Source organism: Methylobacterium sp. E-041, assembly GCF_022829665.1.
In the GTDB taxonomy this organism is placed as follows: domain Bacteria; phylum Pseudomonadota; class Alphaproteobacteria; order Rhizobiales; family Beijerinckiaceae; genus Methylobacterium.
In genome coordinates this window covers 1-20012 of sequence record NZ_JAKSYQ010000253.1, presented here as the reverse complement: position 1 = coordinate 20012, position 20012 = coordinate 1, and the positions used below count along the sequence as shown (strand labels likewise).

The following is a 20012-nucleotide window of genomic DNA, read 5'->3' as shown; positions in this document are numbered from 1 at the left end:
GGCCGAGGAAGATGGCAGGAACATGCGGATCGGACTGTTCGTCCCCTGTTACGTCGACGCCTTCGAGCCGGAGGTCGGCATCGCCACGCTCGAACTGCTGGAGCGACTCGGGCTCGATGTGGCGTACCCGTTCGACCAGACCTGCTGCGGCCAGCCGATGACCAACACCGGCTGCCACGCGGAGGCCGCCGCCACGGAAGCCCTGTTCGTCAAGAACTTCGCCCCGTTCGATTACGTCGTCGCGCCCTCGGGCAGCTGCGTGCACCAGGTCCGCGAGCACCTCACCGCGATCCCGCAGACGGAGGAGGTGGTCGGCGTGCGGCGCAAGACCTTCGAGCTGGTCGAGTTCCTGCACGACGTGCTGAAGATCGAGGAATTCCCCTGGGCGTCGTTCCCGCACAAGGTCGCCTACCACTCGAACTGCAATGCCCTGCGCGGCATCCACCACGCCCGGCCCTCCGAGATCGTCGCGCCGCCCTACTCGAAGCCGCTCGACCTGCTCTCCAAGGTGAAGGGCATCGAGATCGTGTCGCTGACGCGGCCCGACGAGTGCTGCGGCTTCGGCGGCACCTTCTCGGTGTTCGAGCCGGCGGTCTCCGCCAAGATGGGCTACGACAAGGTGACCGATCAGGCGCGCGCCGGGGCGGCCTACGTCGTCTCGGCCGATTCCTCGTGCATGATGCACCAGAAGGGCTGCGCCGAGCGCCTCGGCGTGCCGCTGAAGTACATCCACATCGCGCAGGTCCTCAACGGAGCCGCCGCATGAGCATCGAAGATCTCACGCCCCGCGAGACCGGCGGCATGATCCATCCCGAGGTCCGCGCGCCCGTCGACGAGAGCGAGCGCCACCAGGACGGCGGCCGCCTCCAGCACGCCGAGGCGGCCTCGAAGCCGATCGCCGCGCCGAAGACGCGCGAGCCGCAGCCGCGCGGGGCCAAGATCCGCGGCAACCGGCCGATCGACCAGGGCGAGGCCGCCGAGCGCTTCCTCGCCGCGCCGCTGCATCAGGCGGCGCACGACGAGCGCCTGTGGGACCTGCGCAAGAAGCGCGACGTCTCGGCCCACGGCATCCCCGAATGGGAGGAGCTTCGCGAGATCGCCTCAAGCATCAAGGCGCACACGCTGAGCCGCCTCGATACCTATCTCGAGCAGTTCGAGGCGGCGGCGAAGGCCAACGGCGTCCACGTCCACTGGGCCGCGGACGGGGCCGACCACAACCGCATCGTGCTCGAGATCCTCCGCAGCCACGGCGCGAGGACGCTGGTGAAGTCGAAGTCGATGCTCACCGAGGAGTGCGGCTTCCGGCACCACATGGCGGCCAGCGGGATCGAGATCATCGAGACCGATCTCGGCGAGCGCATCCAGCAGCTCGACAACGAGGAGCCGAGCCACATCGTGGCGCCGGCCGTCCACAAGACCCGGATGGACGTCGCCGAGGTCTTCGCGAAGACGCTGGGCACCGACCCGGACAACGACGACGCCCACTACCTCGCCGAGAGCCAGCGCGAGACCACGCGCCCCTACATCCTCAACGCCGATGCCGGGATGACCGGCTGCAACTTCGCCATCGCCGAGACCGGCACGGTCGTCACCTGCACCAACGAGGGCAACGCCGACCTCTCCGGCAACGTGCCGCCGCTGCAGATCCACTCGATCGGCATCGAGAAGATCATTCCGCGCATCGAGGACCTCGGCGTCTTCATCCGCCTGCTGTCGCGCTCGGCGCTCGGCTCGCCGATCACCCAGTACACCTCGCATTTCCGCGGGCCGCGGCCGGGCACCGAGATGCACTACGTGCTGGTCGACAACGGCCGCTCCGAGCGCCTCGGCATGGAGGAGTTCTGGACCTCGCTGAAATGCATCCGCTGCGGCGCCTGCATGAACACCTGCCCGGTCTACCGCCGCTCGGGCGGGCTCTCCTACGGGGCGACCTATGCCGGGCCGATCGGCCTGATCATCGACCCGACCTTCAACAAGCGGAAATACTCGACGCTGCCGTTCTCCTCGACGATGAACGGCTCCTGCACCAACGTCTGCCCGGTGAAGATCAACATCCACGAGCAGATCTTCGCCTGGCGCAAGGTGCTGGCCGAGGAGCACCAGATCCCGCTCCTGAAGCAAGGCATGATGAAGGCGGCCGGCGCGGTGCTGAGCCGCCCGGCCGCCTACCGCGCGGCGATCGGCACGGCGGATTCGGCGCTGCGCGCGCTGCCGCGCTTCGCCGTCTACAACCCGCTCAACACCTGGGGGAAGAAGCGCGAGATGCCCGACGCCCCGAAGCAGAGCTTCCACGCCTGGTACAAGCAGAACCGCATGGCCGGCGCGGCGAAGAAGGACGTGTCGTGAGCGCCGGCACCCGCGCGGCGACGCTGGCCGCGATCCGCCGGAACCGGCCGGCCGGCGACCACCCGCTGCCGCAGGTCCCGGTCTTCGCCCCGCTGGTCGCCGACGACCACGTCGCGGCCTTCACCGAGGCGCTGAAGCGAATGGGCGGGCTCGTGGTCGAGGCCGGCCCCGCCGGCGATCCGCTCGGCCACGTGCGCGAGCGCCTGGACGCGGCGAAGGTCGTCGCCTCCGCCGTGCCGGAACATGCCGGCAACCGCGACCTCTCCGCCGTCACCCGGCCGCAGGCAGTCGACGACGTCGACGTCGCGATCGTGCGCGCCCGCTTCGGCATCGCCGAGACCGGATCGGTGTTGTTCACCGAGGCCGAGCTGGTGGTGAACGCGGTGGCCTACCTCGCCCAGCACCTCGTGGTGCTGCTCGACCCCGCCGACATCGTCGTCAACGTCCAGGCGGCCTACAAGCGGCCGGACTTCGCCGGAGCGGCCTACGCCGTCCTGCACACCGGCCCCTCCGCCACCGCTGACATCGAGGGTGTATTGATCCACGGGGCGCAGGGCGTGCGCTCGCTGACCGTCGTCCTGTTGCCGCGCCGCGACGTTCGGGCCGCCTGATCGATCGCGCCGTCGAACTCGGGGAACCTCGGAACGGGCGTGCTCCTTGCTTGGGCTAGACCCTCGGCAACGCTACGGAGGCCCGATGCGCTACACTCTCGGCTGCAGCCTGTCCTACAACATCCTTTCGGACACGACCTTCATCTTCAACCTGGAGGTCGCGCGCCTGCGAAGCCTTGAGATTCTCAGCGAATCCCTCGTGCTGACGCCGAACCTGAAGCGCGACATCTACACGACGCCCGATCTGCTCAACCGTTACCTCGGCGTCAACGTGCCGATGGGCCAATTCGCGCTGGAATACAACGCTGAGGTCGAGCTCACCGTCCACCGAGCCGACCCGGCGACGATCAGCGAGACGCCGATCTCGGCGCTGCCGCTCGACATCCTGCCCTTCCTGCTGCCGAGCCGCTTCGTCTCGTCCGATCGGCTGACGCCGTTTGCCCAGGCCGAGTTCGGCGCGCTGCCGAAGGGGCATCAACGGGTCAACCAGATCTGCAACTGGATCCACGACCACATGACCTACAAGCCGGGCACCAGCGACGGCGAGACCACCGCCGACGAGAGCCTGCTCAAGCGCGCGGGCGTGTGCCGCGACTTCGCGCATATCGGCACCGCCTTCTGCCGCGCGCTGGGCATCCCCGCCCGCTTCGTGTCCTGCTACGCGCACGGCCTGGTGCCGAGCGACTTCCACGCGGTGTTCGAGGCCTATCTCGACGGGCGCTGGTGGCTGTTCGACGCGACCCGCCAGGCCGATCTCGACGGCCTAGTGCGCATCGGCGTCGGCCGGGATGCCGCCGAGATCGCGTTCTCGACGCCCTACGGCAACATGCAGCCGGTCAACCAGCAGATCCGCATCACGCGCTCGGACGGCCTCGGCAGCCCGCCCCAGCGCACGGTCGACGCGATCTCGACGGAGGTGCCGGCGCCGCATGCGGGCGCGGCGTAGGGTTCGCCATCGAACACGGAGGGCATATGCTTCTCTTTCCCTCGCGGAGAGGGCCTGCCGCTGGTTCGATAAAGGACTTCCATGGCCTACCGCCACGTCGTCGGCCCGCGCAGCTGGGCGTTCGCCGACCTTGCCGAGCTGATGGCGAAGGCGACGCCGGTCCGCTCCGGCGACCGGCTCGCGGGGCTCGCCGCGGAATCGGCGGAGGAGGGGTCGGCCGCGCGCTGGTGCCTCGCCGACGTGCCGCTGCGCGAGATCCTGGCCAAGCCCCTGATCGCCTACGAGGACGACGACGTCACCCGGCTGATCCTCGACGGCCACGATGCGGCGGCGTTCGCCGAGATCGCGCACCTCACCGTCGGCGACTTTCGCGAATTCCTGCTCGTCGCGACCAGCGAGACGCTGGCGCGAATCGCGCCCGGGATCACGCCGGAGATGGCGGCGGCGGTCTCGAAGATCTCGCGCAACCAGGACCTGATCCTGATCGCCCGGAAGTGCCGGGTGGTGACCCGGTTCCGCAACACCATCGGCCTGCCCGGCACGATGGCCGTGCGGCTGCAGCCGAACCACCCGACCGACGATCCCGCCGGGATCACGGCGGCGATCCTCGACGGGTTGTCCTACGGCTGCGGCGACGCGGTGATCGGCATCAACCCGGCCTCGGACTCGGTGGCCGCGCTGGGCAAGCTCCTCCACCTCCTCGACGCGATCATCCGGCGCCATGCGATCCCGACGCAGGGCTGCGTGCTGACCCACGTCACCACCACCCTCGAGGCGATGAACCGTGGGCTGCCGGTCGACCTCGTGTTCCAGTCGATCGCCGGCACGCAGGGCGCCAACGCCGGGTTCGGCGTCACGCTGGCGATCCTGAAGGAGGCGCACGAGGCGATGCTGGCGCTGAAGCGCGGGACGGTCGGCGACAACGGCATGTATTTCGAGACCGGGCAGGGCTCGGCGCTGTCCGCGAACGCCCATCACGGCATCGACCAGCAGACCCTGGAGGCGCGGGCCTACGCGGTCGCGCGCCCGTTCCGCCCCCTACTGGTCAACACCGTCGTCGGCTTCATCGGGCCGGAATACCTCTACGACGGCAAGGAGATCATCCGCGCCGGGCTCGAGGACCACTTCTGCGGCAAGCTGATGGGCGTCCCGCTCGGCGTGGACGTCTGCTACACCAACCACGCCGAGGCCGACCAGAACGACATGGACGTGCTGCTGACGCTGCTGGGGGCGGCCGGCTGCACCTACGTGATGGGCGTGCCCGGCGCCGACGACGTGATGCTGAACTACCAATCCACCTCGTTCCACGACTCCCTCTACGTCCGCGAGGTTCTGGGCCTCAAGCGCGCCCCCGAGTTCGAGGCGTGGCTGCACGCCCTCGGGATGACGGACGATCATGGCACGCTGCTGCCCGCCGAGCCGGGATCGCCGCTGCTCGCCGACGCTTCGGGGCTCGCCGCATGAGCGAGGACGCGAAGGTCTGGGCGCGGCTCGCCGGGCTGACGCCCGCCCGGATCGGCCTCGGGCGGGCCGGGAGCGGCCTGCCGACCCGCGAGGTCCTGCGCTTCGGCCTCGCCCACGCCCAGGCCCGCGACGCCGTGCACGCGCCGATGGATGCCGATGCGATCGCACGGGCGATCGCGGCGTTGGGTTTCGCGACGCTCCGGGTCGCCTCGCGGGCGGCCGACCGCGCGACCTACCTGCGCCGGCCCGACCTCGGGCGCGCCTTGGCGGAGGAGGGCCGCCAGGCCCTCGAAGAGGCCGCCGGCGATCCGGTCGATCTCGCGATCGTCGTCGCCGACGGGTTGTCGGCCCGTGCCGTGCACGAGGGCGCGGCCGGTTTCCTTGCGGCCTTCAAGCCGCATGCCGACGGGGCCGGCTGGCGGCTCGCGCCGGTGGTCGTCGCAACGCAGGCCCGCGTCGCGCTCGGCGACGCCGTCGGCAGCGCCCTCAAGGCCCGCGCGGTGGCGGTGCTGATCGGCGAGCGTCCCGGCCTGTCCTCGCCCGACAGCCTCGGGATCTACCTCACCTTCGCGCCGCGCCCCGGCCGCTCGGACGCCGAGCGCAACTGCATCTCGAACGTCCGCCCCGCCGGGCTCTCGCACCCGCTCGCCGCGTTCAAGCTTGACTGGCTCCTGACCCAGGCCTTCGCCCGCGGGCTGACCGGCGTGTCCCTGAAGGACGAGAGCGACGCCGCGCTCGCCGCGGCTCAAGAAGCGAACATGATCGACGTGTAAGCGATACCCGTCAGGCGGTTGCATCCAGCAGGCAAAGGGCAAGCTCCGCCGCTTCTGCGACTTCAGCGTTCTCGGAGGTCAATAAGGCCGCCAACGCGGCTTTCGCCGATCGGTACGTTTCCTCGTCGGCGCGATCGACGCGGCCAAGCTCGAAGAAGATCAGCGTTTCGGCACGCGCTTCGTACGATCCCTTCGCGATCAGCCGAGCGGCCAAGTCAAGCGGCAGGGTGCCGCCCAGCTCGCTGAGAGCGAACAGAAGCGTTCCCGCTTCTCCGGCGACCCGTTCGTCCCGCAAGGTCGTGACGATGGGCTCGGACATCTCCGCAAGACCGCAGTCCGCCAGCGCCAACGCAGCCGTATTCCGCACGCGGCGGGAGCGTGTGGACTGCAGGATCTCCGCCACGTCCCTCAAGGCGTCGGGGGAGGGCGCGTGGCCCTTCAGGTCTTCGAGCGTGGCTACCAGGGCTTCCTCATCACCGGAGCCTGCGGCATCCGCGACGGAAGACTGCCGGGGCAGAACGAGCGTGTTTGAGACCATGCGTTACGACCGCTCCTTCGGCGGATGTGAACTGGCCCAGTCCGCGTAAGTATCCTCCGCCTCCCGCCGCGTCGTCAAATCGCCGAGCCCAGCCCTCGCTTTTTCGCGGTGCCACCATCGTCGAAACTCGTCGAACCGTGGTCGGCTTCGCAAGCCGAACCAGGGATCGCGGGTGAACATCCGCCCTCCGCGCAAGGGTCGTCTTTCGTCTTCGGCCATGGCTCGCACAGATGCGTCGTCAATGCGAGCATACGCAGTGCCGCCCGCTCACGTGTCCGGAACGATCACCGGCCCGCACGTCTGAATATCTGGGCGCCGAGCAAGCCAAACGCGGCTGTGGCGGGGTCGCAACACCGCGAAAGCATCCCGGGTTTGCCCCGAGACCTGCCTTCAACCGCCGCGATCCCGCCATAAACCGGGACCACCTCAGCATCCGCGGTAAACGGCTTTTCCCCCAACCGGTTACCGCTCGGTTGCGAGCGATTCCAAGAGCGTGGTCGAGCCTCCTCGCGCAACGTCGGTCGACGCTGCGGGACGGTCGTTCGCACCCTGCCGGGGATCGGCCGATGCGTAGCGGACCCGGGGGTGCGGGACAGGTCATGGACGCGCCTACGAACGACAAGTCGAAGCTGCCGAGCCGCCACGTCACGGAGGGGGCCGACCGCGCGCCGCACCGCTCGTATCTCTATGCGATGGGCCTGACCAAGCAGCAGATCCACCAGCCGCTCGTCGGCGTGGCGTCGTGCTGGAACGAGGCCGCCCCGTGCAACATCTCGCTGATGCGCCAGGCGCAGGCGGTGAAGAAGGGCGTCGCGGCCGCCCACGGCACCCCGCGCGAGTTCTGCACCATCACCGTCACCGACGGCATCGCCATGGGGCACGCCGGCATGCGCGCCTCGCTGCCGTCGCGCGAGGTCATCGCCGATTCCGTCGAGCTGACCATGCGCGGCCACGCCTACGACGCCCTGGTCGGCCTCGCCGGCTGCGACAAGTCGCTGCCGGGCATGATGATGGCGATGGTGCGCCTCAACGTGCCGTCGATCTTCATCTACGGCGGCTCGATCCTGCCGGGCTCGTTCCGCGGCCGCCCGGTCACCGTGCAGGACCTGTTCGAGGCGGTCGGCAAGGTCGCCGTCGGCGACATGAGCCTCGACGACCTCGACGAGCTCGAGCAGGTCGCCTGCCCCTCGGCCGGCGCCTGCGGCGCGCAGTTCACCGCCAACACCATGGCCACCGTCTCCGAGGCGATCGGCCTTGCGCTGCCCTACTCGGCCGGCGCGCCGGCGCCTTACGAGATCCGCGACCAGTTCTGCGCCACCGCCGGCGAGAAGGTGATGGAGCTGCTGGCCAAGAACATCCGCCCGCGCGACATCGTCACCCGCAAGTCCCTGGAGAACGCCGCCGCCGCGGTGGCTGCCTCGGGCGGCTCGACCAACGCCGCGCTCCACCTGCCGGCGATCGCGCACGAGTGCGGGATCAAGTTCGACCTGTTCGACGTCGCCGAGATCTTCCGGCGCACGCCCTACGTCGCCGACCTGAAGCCGGGCGGCCGCTACGTCGCCAAGGACATGTTCGAGGTCGGCGGCATCCCGCTCCTGATCAAGACCCTGCTCGACCACGGCTTCATCCACGGCGACTGCATGACGGTGACCGGCCGCACCATCGCCGAGAACATGGAGCACGTCCGCTGGAACTCGGACCAGGACGTGGTCCGCTCGGCCGGCAGCCCGATCACCCCGACCGGCGGCGTCGTCGGCCTCAAGGGCAACCTCGCCACCGAGGGCGCGATCGTGAAGGTCGCCGGCATGCCGCTGGACAAGCAGGTCTTCACCGGCCCGGCGCGGGTGTTCGACGGCGAGGAGGCCTGCTTCGAGGCCGTCCAGAAGCGCACCTACAAGGAGGGCGAGGTCCTGGTGATCCGCTACGAGGGCCCGAAGGGCGGCCCCGGCATGCGCGAGATGCTGTCCACCACCGCCGCGCTCTACGGCCAGGGCATGGGCGACAAGGTCGCCCTCATCACCGACGGGCGCTTCTCCGGCGCCACCCGCGGCTTCTGCGTCGGCCATGTCGGGCCCGAGGCGGCGGTGGGCGGGCCGATCGGGCTGCTGCGCGACGGCGACATGATCACGCTCGACGCGATCAAGGGCACCCTCGACGTGGCGCTCTCCGACGCCGAGCTCGACGCGCGCCGCAAGGCGTGGACGCCGCGGACCAATTCCGCGACCTCCGGCTACCTCTGGAAGTACGCGCAGACCGTCGGACCCGCCGTGAACGGCGCCGTGACCCATCCGGGCGGCGCCGAGGAGATCCAGAGCTATGCGGACGTCTAGGACCGACCGCGACCGGCCGGACCGGGCCGATCCCCGTCGGTCCCGCGGCGGGCTGAACGTGCACCTGCGCGGCCTCGCGCTCGCCGCGACGGCGGTCGCGACCCTGCTCGCCGGCACGCCGGCGACGGAGGCGCTCGACGCCAGCGTCCGCACGCCCGTGCCGGAGAAGAGCTACCGCAGCGCCAAGGACGCCCTGCGGGCCGGCGTGCGCGAGTACAATGCCGGCGACAAGGAGGGCGCGGCCCGCGCGCTCGAATACGCCGCCGACCAGGGCCACGCGCTCGCCCTGTGGAAGCTCGGCCGGATGTACGCCGAGGGCGACGGCGTCCCGCACGACGACCTGAAGGCGTTCGAGTTCTTTTCGCGGATCGCCGATTCCGGCACCGACGACGGGCCCGACGCGCAGACCTCGGCGGTGACGGCGAGCGCCTTCACCGCGCTCGGCAGCTACTTCCTCGACGGGATCAAGGGCACCTACGTGCGCCCGAACCCCGAGCGGGCCTACGACATGTTCAACTACGCGGCGTCGTATTTCGGCGACCCGAACGCGCAGTACAACCTCGCCCGCCTCTACCTCGACGGCACCGGCGTCGAGGCCGACGCGCGCCAGGCCGCGCGCTGGTTCAACCTCGCCGCCGAGAAGGGCCACCACCCGGCCCAGGCGCTCTTGGGCGACATGCTGATGAACGGCATGGGCGGCGTGCCGGTGCAGCGCGCCCGTGGCCTGATGTGGCTCTCGCTGGCCCGCGAGGGCGTCGAGGGGCCCAAGGACGCGTGGATCGTCGCGCTCTACGAGAAGAACTGGGCAGCGGCCAGCGACGAGGACCGCGCCGAGGCGCAGGCCCAAGTGCAGACGGTGGGCTCGATCAAGCGCCGCCGCTGAACCCGGGCCGGCATGACGGCCCGGCCGGGGCGACGTCATATCCCGCGACGCGAATCGAACCCGGCACGGGTTCCTCCCTCCCCGCCGAGGGGGGAGGGAGACGCGCTGAACCGAGTCCATCAGTAACGCGGTCTATCGGACGGCGCTCAGCCCTTGCGCGCGGCCATGGCCGTGACGAAGGACGGGCGCGCCAGGATGCCGTCGACGTAGGCCGCGAGCTTCGGCCAGCGGGCGGCGTCGATCTTCGCGTCCGCGAGGTGGAAGTTGTAGAAGCCGGTCGCGATCGCGATGTCGGCGATCGAGAAGGCGTCGCCGACCAGGAACGCGCCGTCGATCCGACCCTCGAGATGGTCGAACAGCGGCGGCAGGTCGGTGTCGAGCGACTTGGCGACCGCGGCGTCGTCGCAGGGCCTGCCCATCATGTTGGGCTTCAGCACCCGCTCGCGGAACGCCACGACCAGCGGGCCGAACAGCTCCGTGTCGCCGAACTTGTCGTACCAGACCGCGCGGCCGAGCGCCTTCGCGTCGGCCGGCATCAGCGCCGGGTCCGGGTGCTTGCGCTCCAGGTACCACAGGATCGCGGAGGAATCGGCGAGCTTGAAGCCGTCGTCGTCGATCGCCGGGATCTTGCCGAGCGGGCTCGCCGCCTGGAACGCCGCATCGGGCGCGTGGAACATGCAGGGCACGTGCTCGTAGGGCACGCCCTTCTCGGCGAGCGCCACGAGGATCTTGCGGACGTAGGGCGAATAGCCGGTGCCGTAGACGATCATGCTGGTTCTGGACCCATCGGGTTTGCGGAGGGCGCCTCGTAGCACGGATCCCGGCGGCACGGCCGCGACCGGCCCCCCGGATGCGGTCGGACCGCTGCGGCCATTCGACGGGCCATCGGAACTTGGCCGTACGATCGGGCACTTACCCGCACGAGCCCGCACCTCCGTGGGCCGCGATTCCGCCGTCACGAGAGGATTTCCATGAAAGCGCTGTGCTGGCACGGCAAGGGCGACATCCGCTGTGACACGGTCCCCGATCCGCGGATCGAGGATGCGCGCGACATCATCATCAAGGTGACGTCCTGCGCCATCTGCGGCTCCGACCTCCACCTGATGGACGGCCAGATGCCGACCATGGAGGCGGGCGACGTGCTCGGCCACGAGTTCATGGGCGAGGTCGTCGAGGTCGGGCAGGGCTTCACCAAGTTCAGGAAGGGCGACCGCGTGGTCGTGCCGTTCAACATCAATTGCGGCGAATGCCGCCAGTGCCGGCTCGGGAACTACTCCGTCTGCCAGCGCTCGAACCGCAACGCCGCCATGGCCGCCGCCCAGTTCGGCTACACCACCGCCGGCCTGTTCGGCTACTCGCACCTCACCGGCGGCTACGGCGGCGGGCAGGCCGAGTACGTGCGCGTGCCGATGGCCGACGTGGCGCCGATGCTGGCGCCCGAGGGCGTCGACGACGAGTCGCTGCTGTTCCTCACCGACATCCTGCCGACCGGATGGCAGGGCGCCGAGCATTGCGAGATCAAGGGCGGCGAGATCATCGCGGTCTGGGGCGCGGGCCCGGTCGGCCTGTTCGCGATCCAGTCCGCCAAGATCATGGGCGCCGAGCGCATCATCGCGATCGACACGGTGCCCGAGCGCCTGGCGCTCGCCCGCACCTACGGCGCGACCGACATCATCGACTACGCGAAGGAAGACGTGTTCGAGCGGATCAAGGAGATCAGCAAGGGCGAGGGCGCCGACGGCGTCATCGACTGCGTCGGCATGGAGGCCAGCGCCGGCCATGGCGTGGCCAGCCTCGTCAACACGATCCAGGAGAAGCTGACCTCGACCGAGCGGCCCTACGCCCTGATGGAGGCGATCAAGGCGGTGCGCCCCTGCGGCATCGTCTCGGTGCCCGGCGTCTACGGCGGCCCGATCCCGGTCAACATGGGCATGATCGTCCAGAAGGGCCTGACCATGAAGAGCGGGCAGACCCACGTGAAGCGCTACCTGGAGACGCTGACCAAGCTGATCCAGGAGGGGAAGATCGACATGACGTCGATGATCACCCACCGCTCCACCAACCTCGCCGACGGGCCGGACCTCTACAAGACGTTCCGGGACAAGAAGGACGGTTGCGTGAAGGTCGTGTTCCACCCGAACTGACCGACGGGGCGATGCTGGCGCGGTCCGGAACGGACCGTCGCCGGCGTCGCTCGCCGCGGGGGCTCACGCCGCCCGCGCGTTCGCCGTCGGCGCGAAGTGGCCGAGGTAGCGCGTGCCGATCGCCGTCACCGGCAGCACGACGAAGACGTCGGTGGTGCCGAACTGGCGGTCGATCACCGCCCCGTCGCCGAAGGTGGCGCCGACGCGGAGATAGCCCTTGATCAGCGGCGGCAGCGCCTGCAGGGCGGCCTTCGGGTCGATCGCCTCGCGGTCGAGCCGGTCCATCGGCACGTAGCGCTCGGGAAGCGCCCGGGCCCGCCAGCCGTCGGGCGCACGGGCATGGTGGTGCAGGAAGCTCAGGGGCAGCGCGAGGCGGGCGGGATCGGTGCCGTCGAGGCTGGCGCAGCCGATCAGCGCGTCGATGCGGTGGTGCAGCACGTAGGCGTAGATGCCGGCCCAGAGCAGCTCGACCGTGCGCTTGGTGCGATAGGGCTTCAGCACGCAGGAGCGGCCGAGCTCGAGCAGGCGCTTGCCGGGATGGGCCGCGAGCAGCGGCGCGATGTCGAACTCGGAGGCCGAGTAGAAGCCGAAATGGCGCTCGGCAGCCTCGCCGCGGAGCAGGCGATAAGTGCCGACCACCTTGGGCCGCGCCTTGCGGAACGGCTTCGCGTCGGTCGCGGCGTGATCGATCACCAGGAGGTGGTCGCAGACCGCATCGTAGGCGTCGACGTCGCGCCGCGACAGCATCGCCATGCCGCTGGGGATCGCAGACATCTCCTCGTAGAACACCTGGTAGCGCAGCCGCTGCGCCCGGCGGATCTCGGACTTGCGGGTGGCGAGGCACACCTCGAGGCTGCCGATGCGGCCGAGGCTCGGGCCCAGCTCGGGGAGGGGCTTGCCCGCACCCTTGGCCTTGAAGCGGATCGGCGTGGCGCCGGGCGGGGTCAGGCTGCGGCCACCGAAGCCGGGCAGGGTGCCGTCGGCCGACTTGCGCTTCAGCTTCGCGATGGGGGACTCGACGCTGTCCCAGCCGTTGGCCCGGATCGCGTCCCAAGCGGCGGAGGCCCCACGCGTAAACTTCGCGACCATGGTCGACGCCCATTCCGGGTCGGGAGCGCGCCCCCGCGGGGCGGCCGGCTCCAGGCCCTGGAACCGGACACAATCACGAAGGCCGCACGCTTTTATGACAGGCCCGCGCCGGCGCCCGTGAGCGTCCCGCGAGCCCGAAGGCCGTCCGGTCTCAGACGAACTGGCTGAGGCCGGGGACGGAGCCGACGATCGGCCCCATCACGTCCTCGCCGGCCTTCTCGCGGCCGTAGGCGAACAGCTCCTGGCCGAGCGGCTGCATCTGGCCCATCGGCACGCCGGCCGCCATCAGCTTCTGGCCGAGCGCCATCACGCCGCCGCCCATCATGCCGCCGAGCATGCCCATGAGGCCGCCGCCGCCCTCGTCGGCGTTCGAGGTCGCGACCAGGGATTCGGCGCCCGGCATCGCCGCCATCAGCTGGCTCACCTCCGTGGCGGGGCCCTCCTTCTGGAGGAACGCCAGGATGTGCCCGATCGCGGTCTGCGCCGTCGCGGCATCGAGCCCGGTGCGGTTGGTCACGCGGGCGATGAGTTCTTCCATGATCGGCAGCTCCCGAGGGTGTTTCCTCGTCCTTCGGGCTTAGGGAAGCAGAAATCAAGCAAAACGGCCGCGCATCTGGCAAAGCCGGTCTTCGGCCGGCATAACCTTCACCGGTGGTGCGAAGGGGATTGGGCGTGATGGCGGGCGACGGCAGCATCCTCGTTGGAAAAAGCATCCCGAAGACCGGCGCGCCGAAGCCCGAGGTGCTGACGCTCAAGCTCGCCAACCGGCACGGGCTGGTGGCCGGCGCGACCGGCACCGGCAAGACCGTGACGCTGCAGGTGATGGCCGAGGGCTTCTCCAATGCCGGCGTCCCGGTCTTCGCGGCGGACGTGAAGGGCGACCTCTCGGGCTTGGCGGCGGCCGGGGAATCCAAGCCGGTCTTCGTCAAGCGCGCCGAGGAACTCGGCATCGCCTACGAGCCCGACCGCTTCCCGACCGTGTTCTGGGACCTGTTCGGCGAGCAGGGCCATCCGATCCGCTGCACCGTGACCGAGATGGGGCCGCTGCTGCTGGCGCGGCTGCTCGAGCTCAACGACACGCAGGAGGGCGTCCTCAACATCGCCTTCCGCGTCGCCGACGAGAACCAGTGGCCGGTGATCGACCTGAAGGACCTGCGCGCGCTGCTGGCCTTCTGCTCGGAGAACCTCAAGACGATCTCCGGCCAGTACGGCAACGTCTCGGCGGCGTCGGTCGGCGCGATCCAGCGCCAGCTCCTGATGCTCGAGAACCAGAACGCCGACCGGTTCTTCGGCGAGCCGGCCCTCAACCTCGAGGACTTCATGCGGACCGACCGCGACGGGCGCGGCGTCGTCAACATCCTGGCCGCCGACAAGCTGATGCAGCGGCCTCGGCTCTACGCCTCGTTCCTGCTGTGGATGCTCTCCGAGCTGTTCGAGCAGCTGCCCGATGTGGGCGACCTGGACAAGCCGAAGCTGGTGTTCTTCTTCGACGAGGCGCACCTGCTGTTCAACGATGCGCCGAAGGCGCTGCTGGACGCGGTCGAGCAGGTGGTGCGGCTGATCCGCTCGAAGGGCGTCGGCGTCTACTTCGTGACGCAGAACCCCCTCGACGTGCCCGAGACGGTGCTGGGCCAGCTCGGCAACCGGGTCCAGCACGCGCTGCGCGCCTTCACCCCCCGCGACCAGCGCGCCGTGAAGGCCGCCGCGGAGACCTTCCGGCAGAATCCCGGCTTCGACGTCGCGGAGGCGATCACCCAGCTCGGCGTCGGCGAGGCCCTGGTCAGCTTCCTGGAGCCGAAGGGCACGCCCTCGGTGGTCGAGCGCGCCCTGATCGCGCCGCCCCAGGGGCGCGTCGGCCCGCTGACGCCGGCCGAGCGCGCTGACCTGATCGCCCGGAGCCCCCTGCGCGGCAAGTACGATGAGGCGATCGACAGCGAGAGCGCCTACGAGATGCTGGCCAAGCGCAAGAATCTCGACGCCGCCCCGGCGGAAGCGGCGCAGGCCTCGGAAGGCGGCCTCGGCGGGTTCCTCGGCGGCATCATGGGCAGCGTGTTCGGCACGCCCGCCGCCAAGGGTGGCGGCAAGGGGGGCCGCAAGGCGCCGCAGAGCCTCGCCGAGCAGGTCGTGTCGAACGCGGCGCGCTCCATGGCGCGAAGCGTCGGCACCCAGGTCGGCAACGCGATCCTGCGCAACGTGCTCGGCGGGCTGACGAAGCGGTAGCAGGGAGCGGGCGCGGCGCGGGCCGCGCCGGGTCACAGGCAGGGATCGGGTGCCGCCTCGAGCCGGCCCGCCTTGATCGCGGCGAGGAAGGCCTGGTAGTCCGCCGCGTTCCGGTCGCCGTAGGCGTGCGCCCAGTCGGCCAGCGCCTCGCGCAGGTCGGCGTGGCGGTCCTTGCCGCAATAGCCGGCGATGGCCGCCGCGTCGCCGGTGCGGGCATGCGCGCGGGCGAGCAGCGCGCCGTAGGCCCAGGAGAAGTACAGCAGCGGCTGCCCGGTCATGCAGGAGACCGGGATCTCGCCCTTCATGTTCTTCATCTGCCGCACGTAGAACGGGCGGTCGGCGATCGTGGTCCAGCCGAGCAGCGGGTCGCCGACGCCCTGGAGCAGGCGCTGGCCGTAGATCACCCGCTCGCCCTCGTGGCTGGCATAGGGCTCCGGCATGCCGGGCAGGTAGGGGGCATGGGCCGGGCGCACCGCCTCCTTCACCTGGAGGAAGAGCACGTCCTGGTCCGAGTTGCCGCAGAGCAGCGCCACGTAGGCGCGGGTCCCGACGCTGCCGACCCCGACGACGCGGTGGGCGACGTCGACCACGTGGTAGCGGTTCAGCATGAACCGGCGCTCGCGCGGCAGCGTCTCAGCATAGCGTTCCAACCCGGACGTCACAGCCTCGCGCGTGGCATCATCAACCCGAACGAGGATCGGCGCATCCTCGCGGAACCGCCAACCACCATCTGTACGACGTTCCCCGACGCGGGCCAGCAGACTCTCATTAGTCTTCCGCCGAGCCTTCCCAACGGCCTTGGTCACGACCGCTTGAGAGCGTGCATCGATCTCGATTCCGGCGAAGACAAGATCGTCGGCTCGCGATGCGGACTGCCAGACTTCGAGCGATCCGCGAGGGGCAAGATCGTTCATCGTGTGCTGGTAGCCCGCCACGGCGCTCAGCGTCGCCTCCCGACGCTCAGATGGGGGCACGTCAGCGTCGCGAGCTGCCACCTCGATGCTTGCACAAAGCCGCTTGAGATCCCACTCCCACGGTCCAACTGTGACCTCATCGAAGTCGTTGAGATCCAATACGACATCGCCTTGTGGGGTTCCGAACAAGCCGAAATTGGAAATGTGTGCGTCCCCGTTCAAAACCACATCGATTGCGGTGCGAGGACCATGAGCGAGGTCCCAGGCCATAACCTGGGCAGCCCCACGCAGGAAAGCGAATGGTGAGGAAGCCATGCGGGCGATGCGGAGAGGAATGAGGTGCGACTGCCGGCCCTCATGTGCTGCCTCGATCAGCATCACTGGGTCTGGACGATCCGCGCTAACATTCGAAACGGAATGAGCTTTATGAGGAATTTCGATACGTAGGATCTTGCCGGCGGTGCGCCGCTTGTCCCACGGCTCCACACCTGAACGCAGCTCGATATGTGGAAAGTCTGCCAATGGCTCCAAAACCGCTTCTTCGGCGGCTTTGACCAGAGCCTCTTGCTGATCGTTGAGCAGTGGTGTGATGTACATAAAGTGTGCTGACCGCTCCATCGACCTCAACCGCTCGCTGCAAATGAAGCTAGCGGCACGATGGCAAATTGAAAGCGCCGGACTAACGTTGGCCGAGCGGAATGCCGGATCACAGGCGGGAGCGGGAACGCGTAGCACGTCAGTCCAACTCTGGTGCACCTTTTACCGGCTGTGTTTTGCAAGAATTTCGTGCATGGCTTCGGTGACTAGCGCCTCGATGGAGTTACCTGCCCGGCCGCGTTCGGTGGGCACAGCCTGCGGACCGGGTTCGTGACGACGGCGGCCGAGCACGGGGCCGACCTCGCGCGCATCATGGAAGTGTCAGGCCACCGCGACCCCCGGACCGTCCTCGGGTACGTCCACCGGGCAAACGCCTTCAAAGATCATGCAGGGAGCGGGTTCCTCTAAACTGCCCCGCGGGGAGGGTGAACAGAAGCAGGCCATCATATCATAATTTTTTCCTGCGCATTCGTGTCATGGCCCATTGCATGGGATTTGATCATTTGATCAAAATTAACATGTTTACTTAGATTTCATTACACGCATCTAGTTTCATCACATGTAGGTGGAGCGGCTGTGATGACTACGATGAAATGCCAGGGGTGCCGCGACGGGAAGCCACTGCCTTTCGAGTTTACGATGGCGTTCCACCCCATACTTGATCTCCGGCAGAATACCGTCTGGGGCTATGAAGCTTTGGTTCGAGGAACTGAGGGGCAGGGAGCGGGGCAGATCCTCGGCATGGTAGACGAGAGCAACCGGTACAAGTTCGACCAAGCCTGTCGCGTCAAAGCGATCGAACTTGCCGCCTCCTTGTTCTCTGATCAGGAAACGCGGCTATCGATCAACTTTATGCCGAACGCCGTGTATGAGCCTGCAGCCTGCATCCGTGCGACCCTCGACGCCGCCCATCGCGTCGGCTTCGCTCGCCGGCAGATCATGTTCGAGTTCACGGAGAACGAGCGCATGACGGACATTGCCCACGTCCAGCGGATCATCACCGAGTATCGTAAGCACGGTTTTGCCACGGCGCTCGACGACTTCGGTGCTGGGTATGCCGGCCTCAATCTGTTGGCAAGCTTTCAACCTGACTTCATCAAACTCGACATGGAGTTAGTTCGCGGCATCGCAACCTCTCTCGCACGTCACACCATCGTTACTGGTGTGGTTACGATGGCACGCCAGCTAAACGTGGCAGTGATTGCTGAAGGCATTGAGACCGAGGCCGAACTGACGACCCTATATTCGACTGGCATCCGTCTGTTTCAAGGATATCTTTTTGCTAAGCCGGCCGTGGCCAGCCTTCCGCAGGTGTGGCTTCCTGATGTCATGCCACCAGTCGACGCGCATCAATCTCACGCAGCCTGACCGTTCAACGTATCCTGACACGCTACGCAGTCACAGGTGGCCACAAACGCCCAGCCCGTAATGCCTGGGAGACTGCCATGTGCCATGCAATCGCTCGCCGCAGCCGACCGGAGGTATGGCAGGGCAAACGACAAGACGGGTCACGCCCTCGAGGATGCCAGATGCGATCAATGTGCCTTTCGCCGACTGCGCATCGTCGCGGCTCCCGTACAGCGCACTGATACCGAAACTTATGGCTTGGCCTTAGATAAAGAGACGCTTGCGTCTGCATGAAGTGAAGAGCCATTCTCGGCCTCAATCTCCGCTCGTGCGGCTGCGATGAAGTCAGCACGTTGATCGTCGCTCAGAAGAAAAGCTTCGCTGAGCGGAGGCTCATTTGCAGCGCCGGGGGTACCCCACATTCGATCTCCCAAGCCGTTGTTTTGGAAGTTGCGCTTGGCGCGCGCGAGCACCGCGATTTCGACCACATCCGCGGTCGTCGTCTTGGCCGATTTCATTGGTTGGCCCTGCGTGCGGCTGGCTGCGGATAGGCTGGATTGCCGCCAGGGACACCACTGCTGTTCGCAGATGACGTGACATCCGATCTGCCGCTTTCGGACCCGGTAATCTGCTTACGCGACGCGGCTTGGCTCTGGCTGGCGTAATCGGCACGAGAATTCGCTCCCTGCCAGATCATCAGCCCAGCCAAGGAAGTGAGCATCAATCCGACGCTTACGATCAAGACATAGAGGGCTGGTCTGCCACGCTTGCCCTGACGACTGTCCTGACCAGAGGTATGTTCTGACACTTATAAACCTCGCTCGCCCAAATATGATGGACGTAAAAACAGAACAAGCAGCGTGACCGAGAGGTCCAGACGTGCGACCTTATGGGTGCAATAAACAAATCATAAGGGATCAAAAGATATGATTTATCTGGCGGAATTCTAACCAATTGACGAGATTGCCGCGAATGGGCGGTACAAAGCTACAAATCTTCACGGTGACATTTATGGGACGAACGCTCGGCTCGCTTGGTATGAACGTCTCATAGCTTAGGATGCCTGATTCTATCTAATTGAGTATTCAGACCAACAGCTTGCCCAGTTGGCGGTATGCAAAACCCGCCGCGGCGAATTGGGCGGGCTGAAGGGTCACGGCAGACTGATAGTACCGAAGATGTTACCTTCCGCCACCGCTACCGGTCGAGCCTAGGCGTGAAGGCTGCCCCTCGTTGCCGGAAGCCGCCGAGTCGTCCGAAATTCCATCCTCGGCACGTCCAGTTGGTGAGTAAGTAGCAGCACCCTCTTCGCCAGTCGAACCTGGCTGGCGGGTCACGACACCAGGCACGCCACGCGGGCCGACCTCACCCGTGCTTGCGGGCACATCCTGATACTGGGCGAAGGCAGGCGTAGAGAGCACGGCCGCAACAGCAGCGGCGAGCAAAATTTTAATCACTGTAATTCCAGACGATGGAGATGCGGCAGGAAAATCCTGGAGCGTCTGACAACAGGCGCTGTACGCGATCGATCCCGCGACAGTTCGGCCATCACGGTATGGTGTTTGACCAGGATCGTCAGTGCTACTTCGCCTGTCCAGCCATTGGGTGAACTTTGCAGCACCAATCCTGTTTAAGTCACGCCTTTCGGTGCTGGCGTAGCCATCGCGTGGCCTCCTCCAGCGTGGCGAAGATCGGCGCTGAGATACCAACGAGCCGTCCGAAGGCCGCCTCCACGAACCAGCCCGGGCCCACCTCGTGCTCGGGGGTATCAAGGCGCACCAGCACGGCGATCAGCAGGCCGTTTGCCAGG

The 20012-nt window shown here is 67.7% G+C and carries 17 protein-coding genes and 1 pseudogene; 12 read left to right on the top strand and 6 right to left on the bottom strand.

The window, feature by feature from the left end:
* The first annotated feature begins 22 nt into the window (after positions 1–22).
* From MKK70_RS23165 to eutC, 6 genes are all read left to right on the top strand, one after another.
* Positions 23–766: a (Fe-S)-binding protein gene (locus tag MKK70_RS23165; protein WP_147726217.1), complete on the top strand. Its 744-nt coding sequence runs from the start codon at positions 23–25 to the stop codon at positions 764–766.
* Positions 763–2346 carry a lactate utilization protein B gene (locus MKK70_RS23160; protein WP_147726216.1) on the top strand — a complete coding sequence of 528 codons (1584 nt, stop codon included), beginning with the start codon at positions 763–765 and terminating at the stop codon, positions 2344–2346. Before MKK70_RS23165 ends, MKK70_RS23160 begins: the two co-directional genes overlap by 4 nt.
* Positions 2343–2957, top strand: coding sequence for a lactate utilization protein C (locus MKK70_RS23155; protein ID WP_243950201.1), 615 nt, complete (start codon positions 2343–2345; stop codon positions 2955–2957). The genes MKK70_RS23160 and MKK70_RS23155 overlap by 4 nt, the downstream gene beginning before the upstream one ends.
* Positions 2958–3042: 85 nt before the next feature.
* Positions 3043–3903, top strand: coding sequence for a transglutaminase-like domain-containing protein (locus MKK70_RS23150; protein WP_243950199.1), 861 nt, complete (start codon positions 3043–3045; stop codon positions 3901–3903).
* Positions 3904–3984: 81 nt separating this feature from the next.
* Positions 3985–5367, top strand: coding sequence for an ethanolamine ammonia-lyase subunit EutB (locus MKK70_RS23145; protein ID WP_243950197.1), 1383 nt, complete (start codon positions 3985–3987; stop codon positions 5365–5367).
* Positions 5364–6140 carry an ethanolamine ammonia-lyase subunit EutC gene (eutC, locus tag MKK70_RS23140; protein ID WP_243950195.1) on the top strand — a complete coding sequence of 259 codons (777 nt, stop codon included), beginning with the start codon at positions 5364–5366 and terminating at the stop codon, positions 6138–6140. The genes MKK70_RS23145 and eutC overlap by 4 nt, the downstream gene beginning before the upstream one ends.
* A gap of 10 nt (positions 6141–6150) precedes the next feature.
* Here the strand turns inward: eutC and MKK70_RS23135 are convergent, their stop codons facing one another.
* Positions 6151–6678, bottom strand: coding sequence for a hypothetical protein (locus tag MKK70_RS23135; RefSeq protein WP_147842961.1), 528 nt, complete (start codon positions 6676–6678; stop codon positions 6151–6153).
* A gap of 599 nt (positions 6679–7277) precedes the next feature.
* On the opposite strand from MKK70_RS23135, the gene ilvD reads away from it, so the two are divergent.
* Both ilvD and MKK70_RS23125 read left to right on the top strand, forming a co-directional pair.
* Positions 7278–9008 (top strand): dihydroxy-acid dehydratase, encoded by a 1731-nt coding sequence (gene ilvD / locus MKK70_RS23130; protein WP_243950193.1) that lies wholly within the window; start codon positions 7278–7280, stop codon positions 9006–9008.
* Entirely contained in the window at positions 8995–9891 is an 897-nt protein-coding gene (locus tag MKK70_RS23125; RefSeq protein WP_243950191.1) for a tetratricopeptide repeat protein, read from the top strand. Before ilvD ends, MKK70_RS23125 begins: the two co-directional genes overlap by 14 nt.
* 146 nt (positions 9892–10037) lie before the next feature.
* On the opposite strand, the gene MKK70_RS23120 is transcribed toward MKK70_RS23125, so the two are convergent.
* The gene (locus MKK70_RS23120; protein ID WP_243950189.1) at positions 10038–10661 is read right to left on the bottom strand and encodes a glutathione S-transferase family protein; all 624 of its coding nucleotides are present in this window, start codon (positions 10659–10661) and stop codon (positions 10038–10040) included.
* 201 nt (positions 10662–10862) lie between these two features.
* Between MKK70_RS23120 and MKK70_RS23115 the strand changes: the two genes are divergently transcribed.
* Positions 10863–12035, top strand: a complete 1173-nt coding sequence (locus MKK70_RS23115) for a zinc-dependent alcohol dehydrogenase (RefSeq protein WP_147842965.1) — start codon at positions 10863–10865, stop codon at positions 12033–12035.
* Positions 12036–12098: 63 nt separating this feature from the next.
* On the opposite strand, the gene MKK70_RS23110 is transcribed toward MKK70_RS23115, so the two are convergent.
* Together MKK70_RS23110 and MKK70_RS23105 are read right to left on the bottom strand one after the other, a co-directional pair.
* Positions 12099–13124, bottom strand: a complete 1026-nt coding sequence (locus tag MKK70_RS23110; protein WP_147726659.1) for a GNAT family N-acetyltransferase — start codon at positions 13122–13124, stop codon at positions 12099–12101.
* Between the two features lie 151 nt (positions 13125–13275).
* Positions 13276–13662, bottom strand: coding sequence for a DUF2780 domain-containing protein (locus MKK70_RS23105; RefSeq protein WP_147726661.1), 387 nt, complete (start codon positions 13660–13662; stop codon positions 13276–13278).
* Between the two features lie 137 nt (positions 13663–13799).
* Here MKK70_RS23105 and MKK70_RS23100 point away from each other — a divergent pair, with 137 nt between their 5' ends.
* Entirely contained in the window at positions 13800–15344 is a 1545-nt protein-coding gene (locus tag MKK70_RS23100) for a helicase HerA-like domain-containing protein (protein WP_243950187.1), read from the top strand.
* Positions 15345–15376: 32 nt separating this feature from the next.
* On the opposite strand, the gene MKK70_RS23095 is transcribed toward MKK70_RS23100, so the two are convergent.
* Positions 15377–16636, bottom strand: a complete 1260-nt coding sequence (locus tag MKK70_RS23095) for a DUF2252 domain-containing protein (RefSeq protein ID WP_279603777.1) — start codon at positions 16634–16636, stop codon at positions 15377–15379.
* 468 nt (positions 16637–17104) lie between these two features.
* Between MKK70_RS23095 and MKK70_RS23090 the strand changes: the two are divergent.
* Together MKK70_RS23090 and MKK70_RS23085 are read left to right on the top strand one after the other, a co-directional pair.
* Positions 17105–17263, top strand: a pseudogene (locus MKK70_RS23090) (tyrosine-type recombinase/integrase); the annotation flags it as partial.
* A gap of 171 nt (positions 17264–17434) precedes the next feature.
* Complete coding sequence (locus MKK70_RS23085) at positions 17435–18223, top strand: EAL domain-containing protein (protein WP_243950185.1); 789 nt, start codon at positions 17435–17437, stop codon at positions 18221–18223.
* A 230-nt stretch (positions 18224–18453) separates the two neighbouring features.
* Here the strand turns inward: MKK70_RS23085 and MKK70_RS23080 are convergent, their stop codons facing one another.
* Positions 18454–18720: a hypothetical protein gene (locus tag MKK70_RS23080; protein WP_243932557.1), complete on the bottom strand. Its 267-nt coding sequence runs from the start codon at positions 18718–18720 to the stop codon at positions 18454–18456.
* Between the last annotated feature and the right edge of the window lie 1292 nt (positions 18721–20012).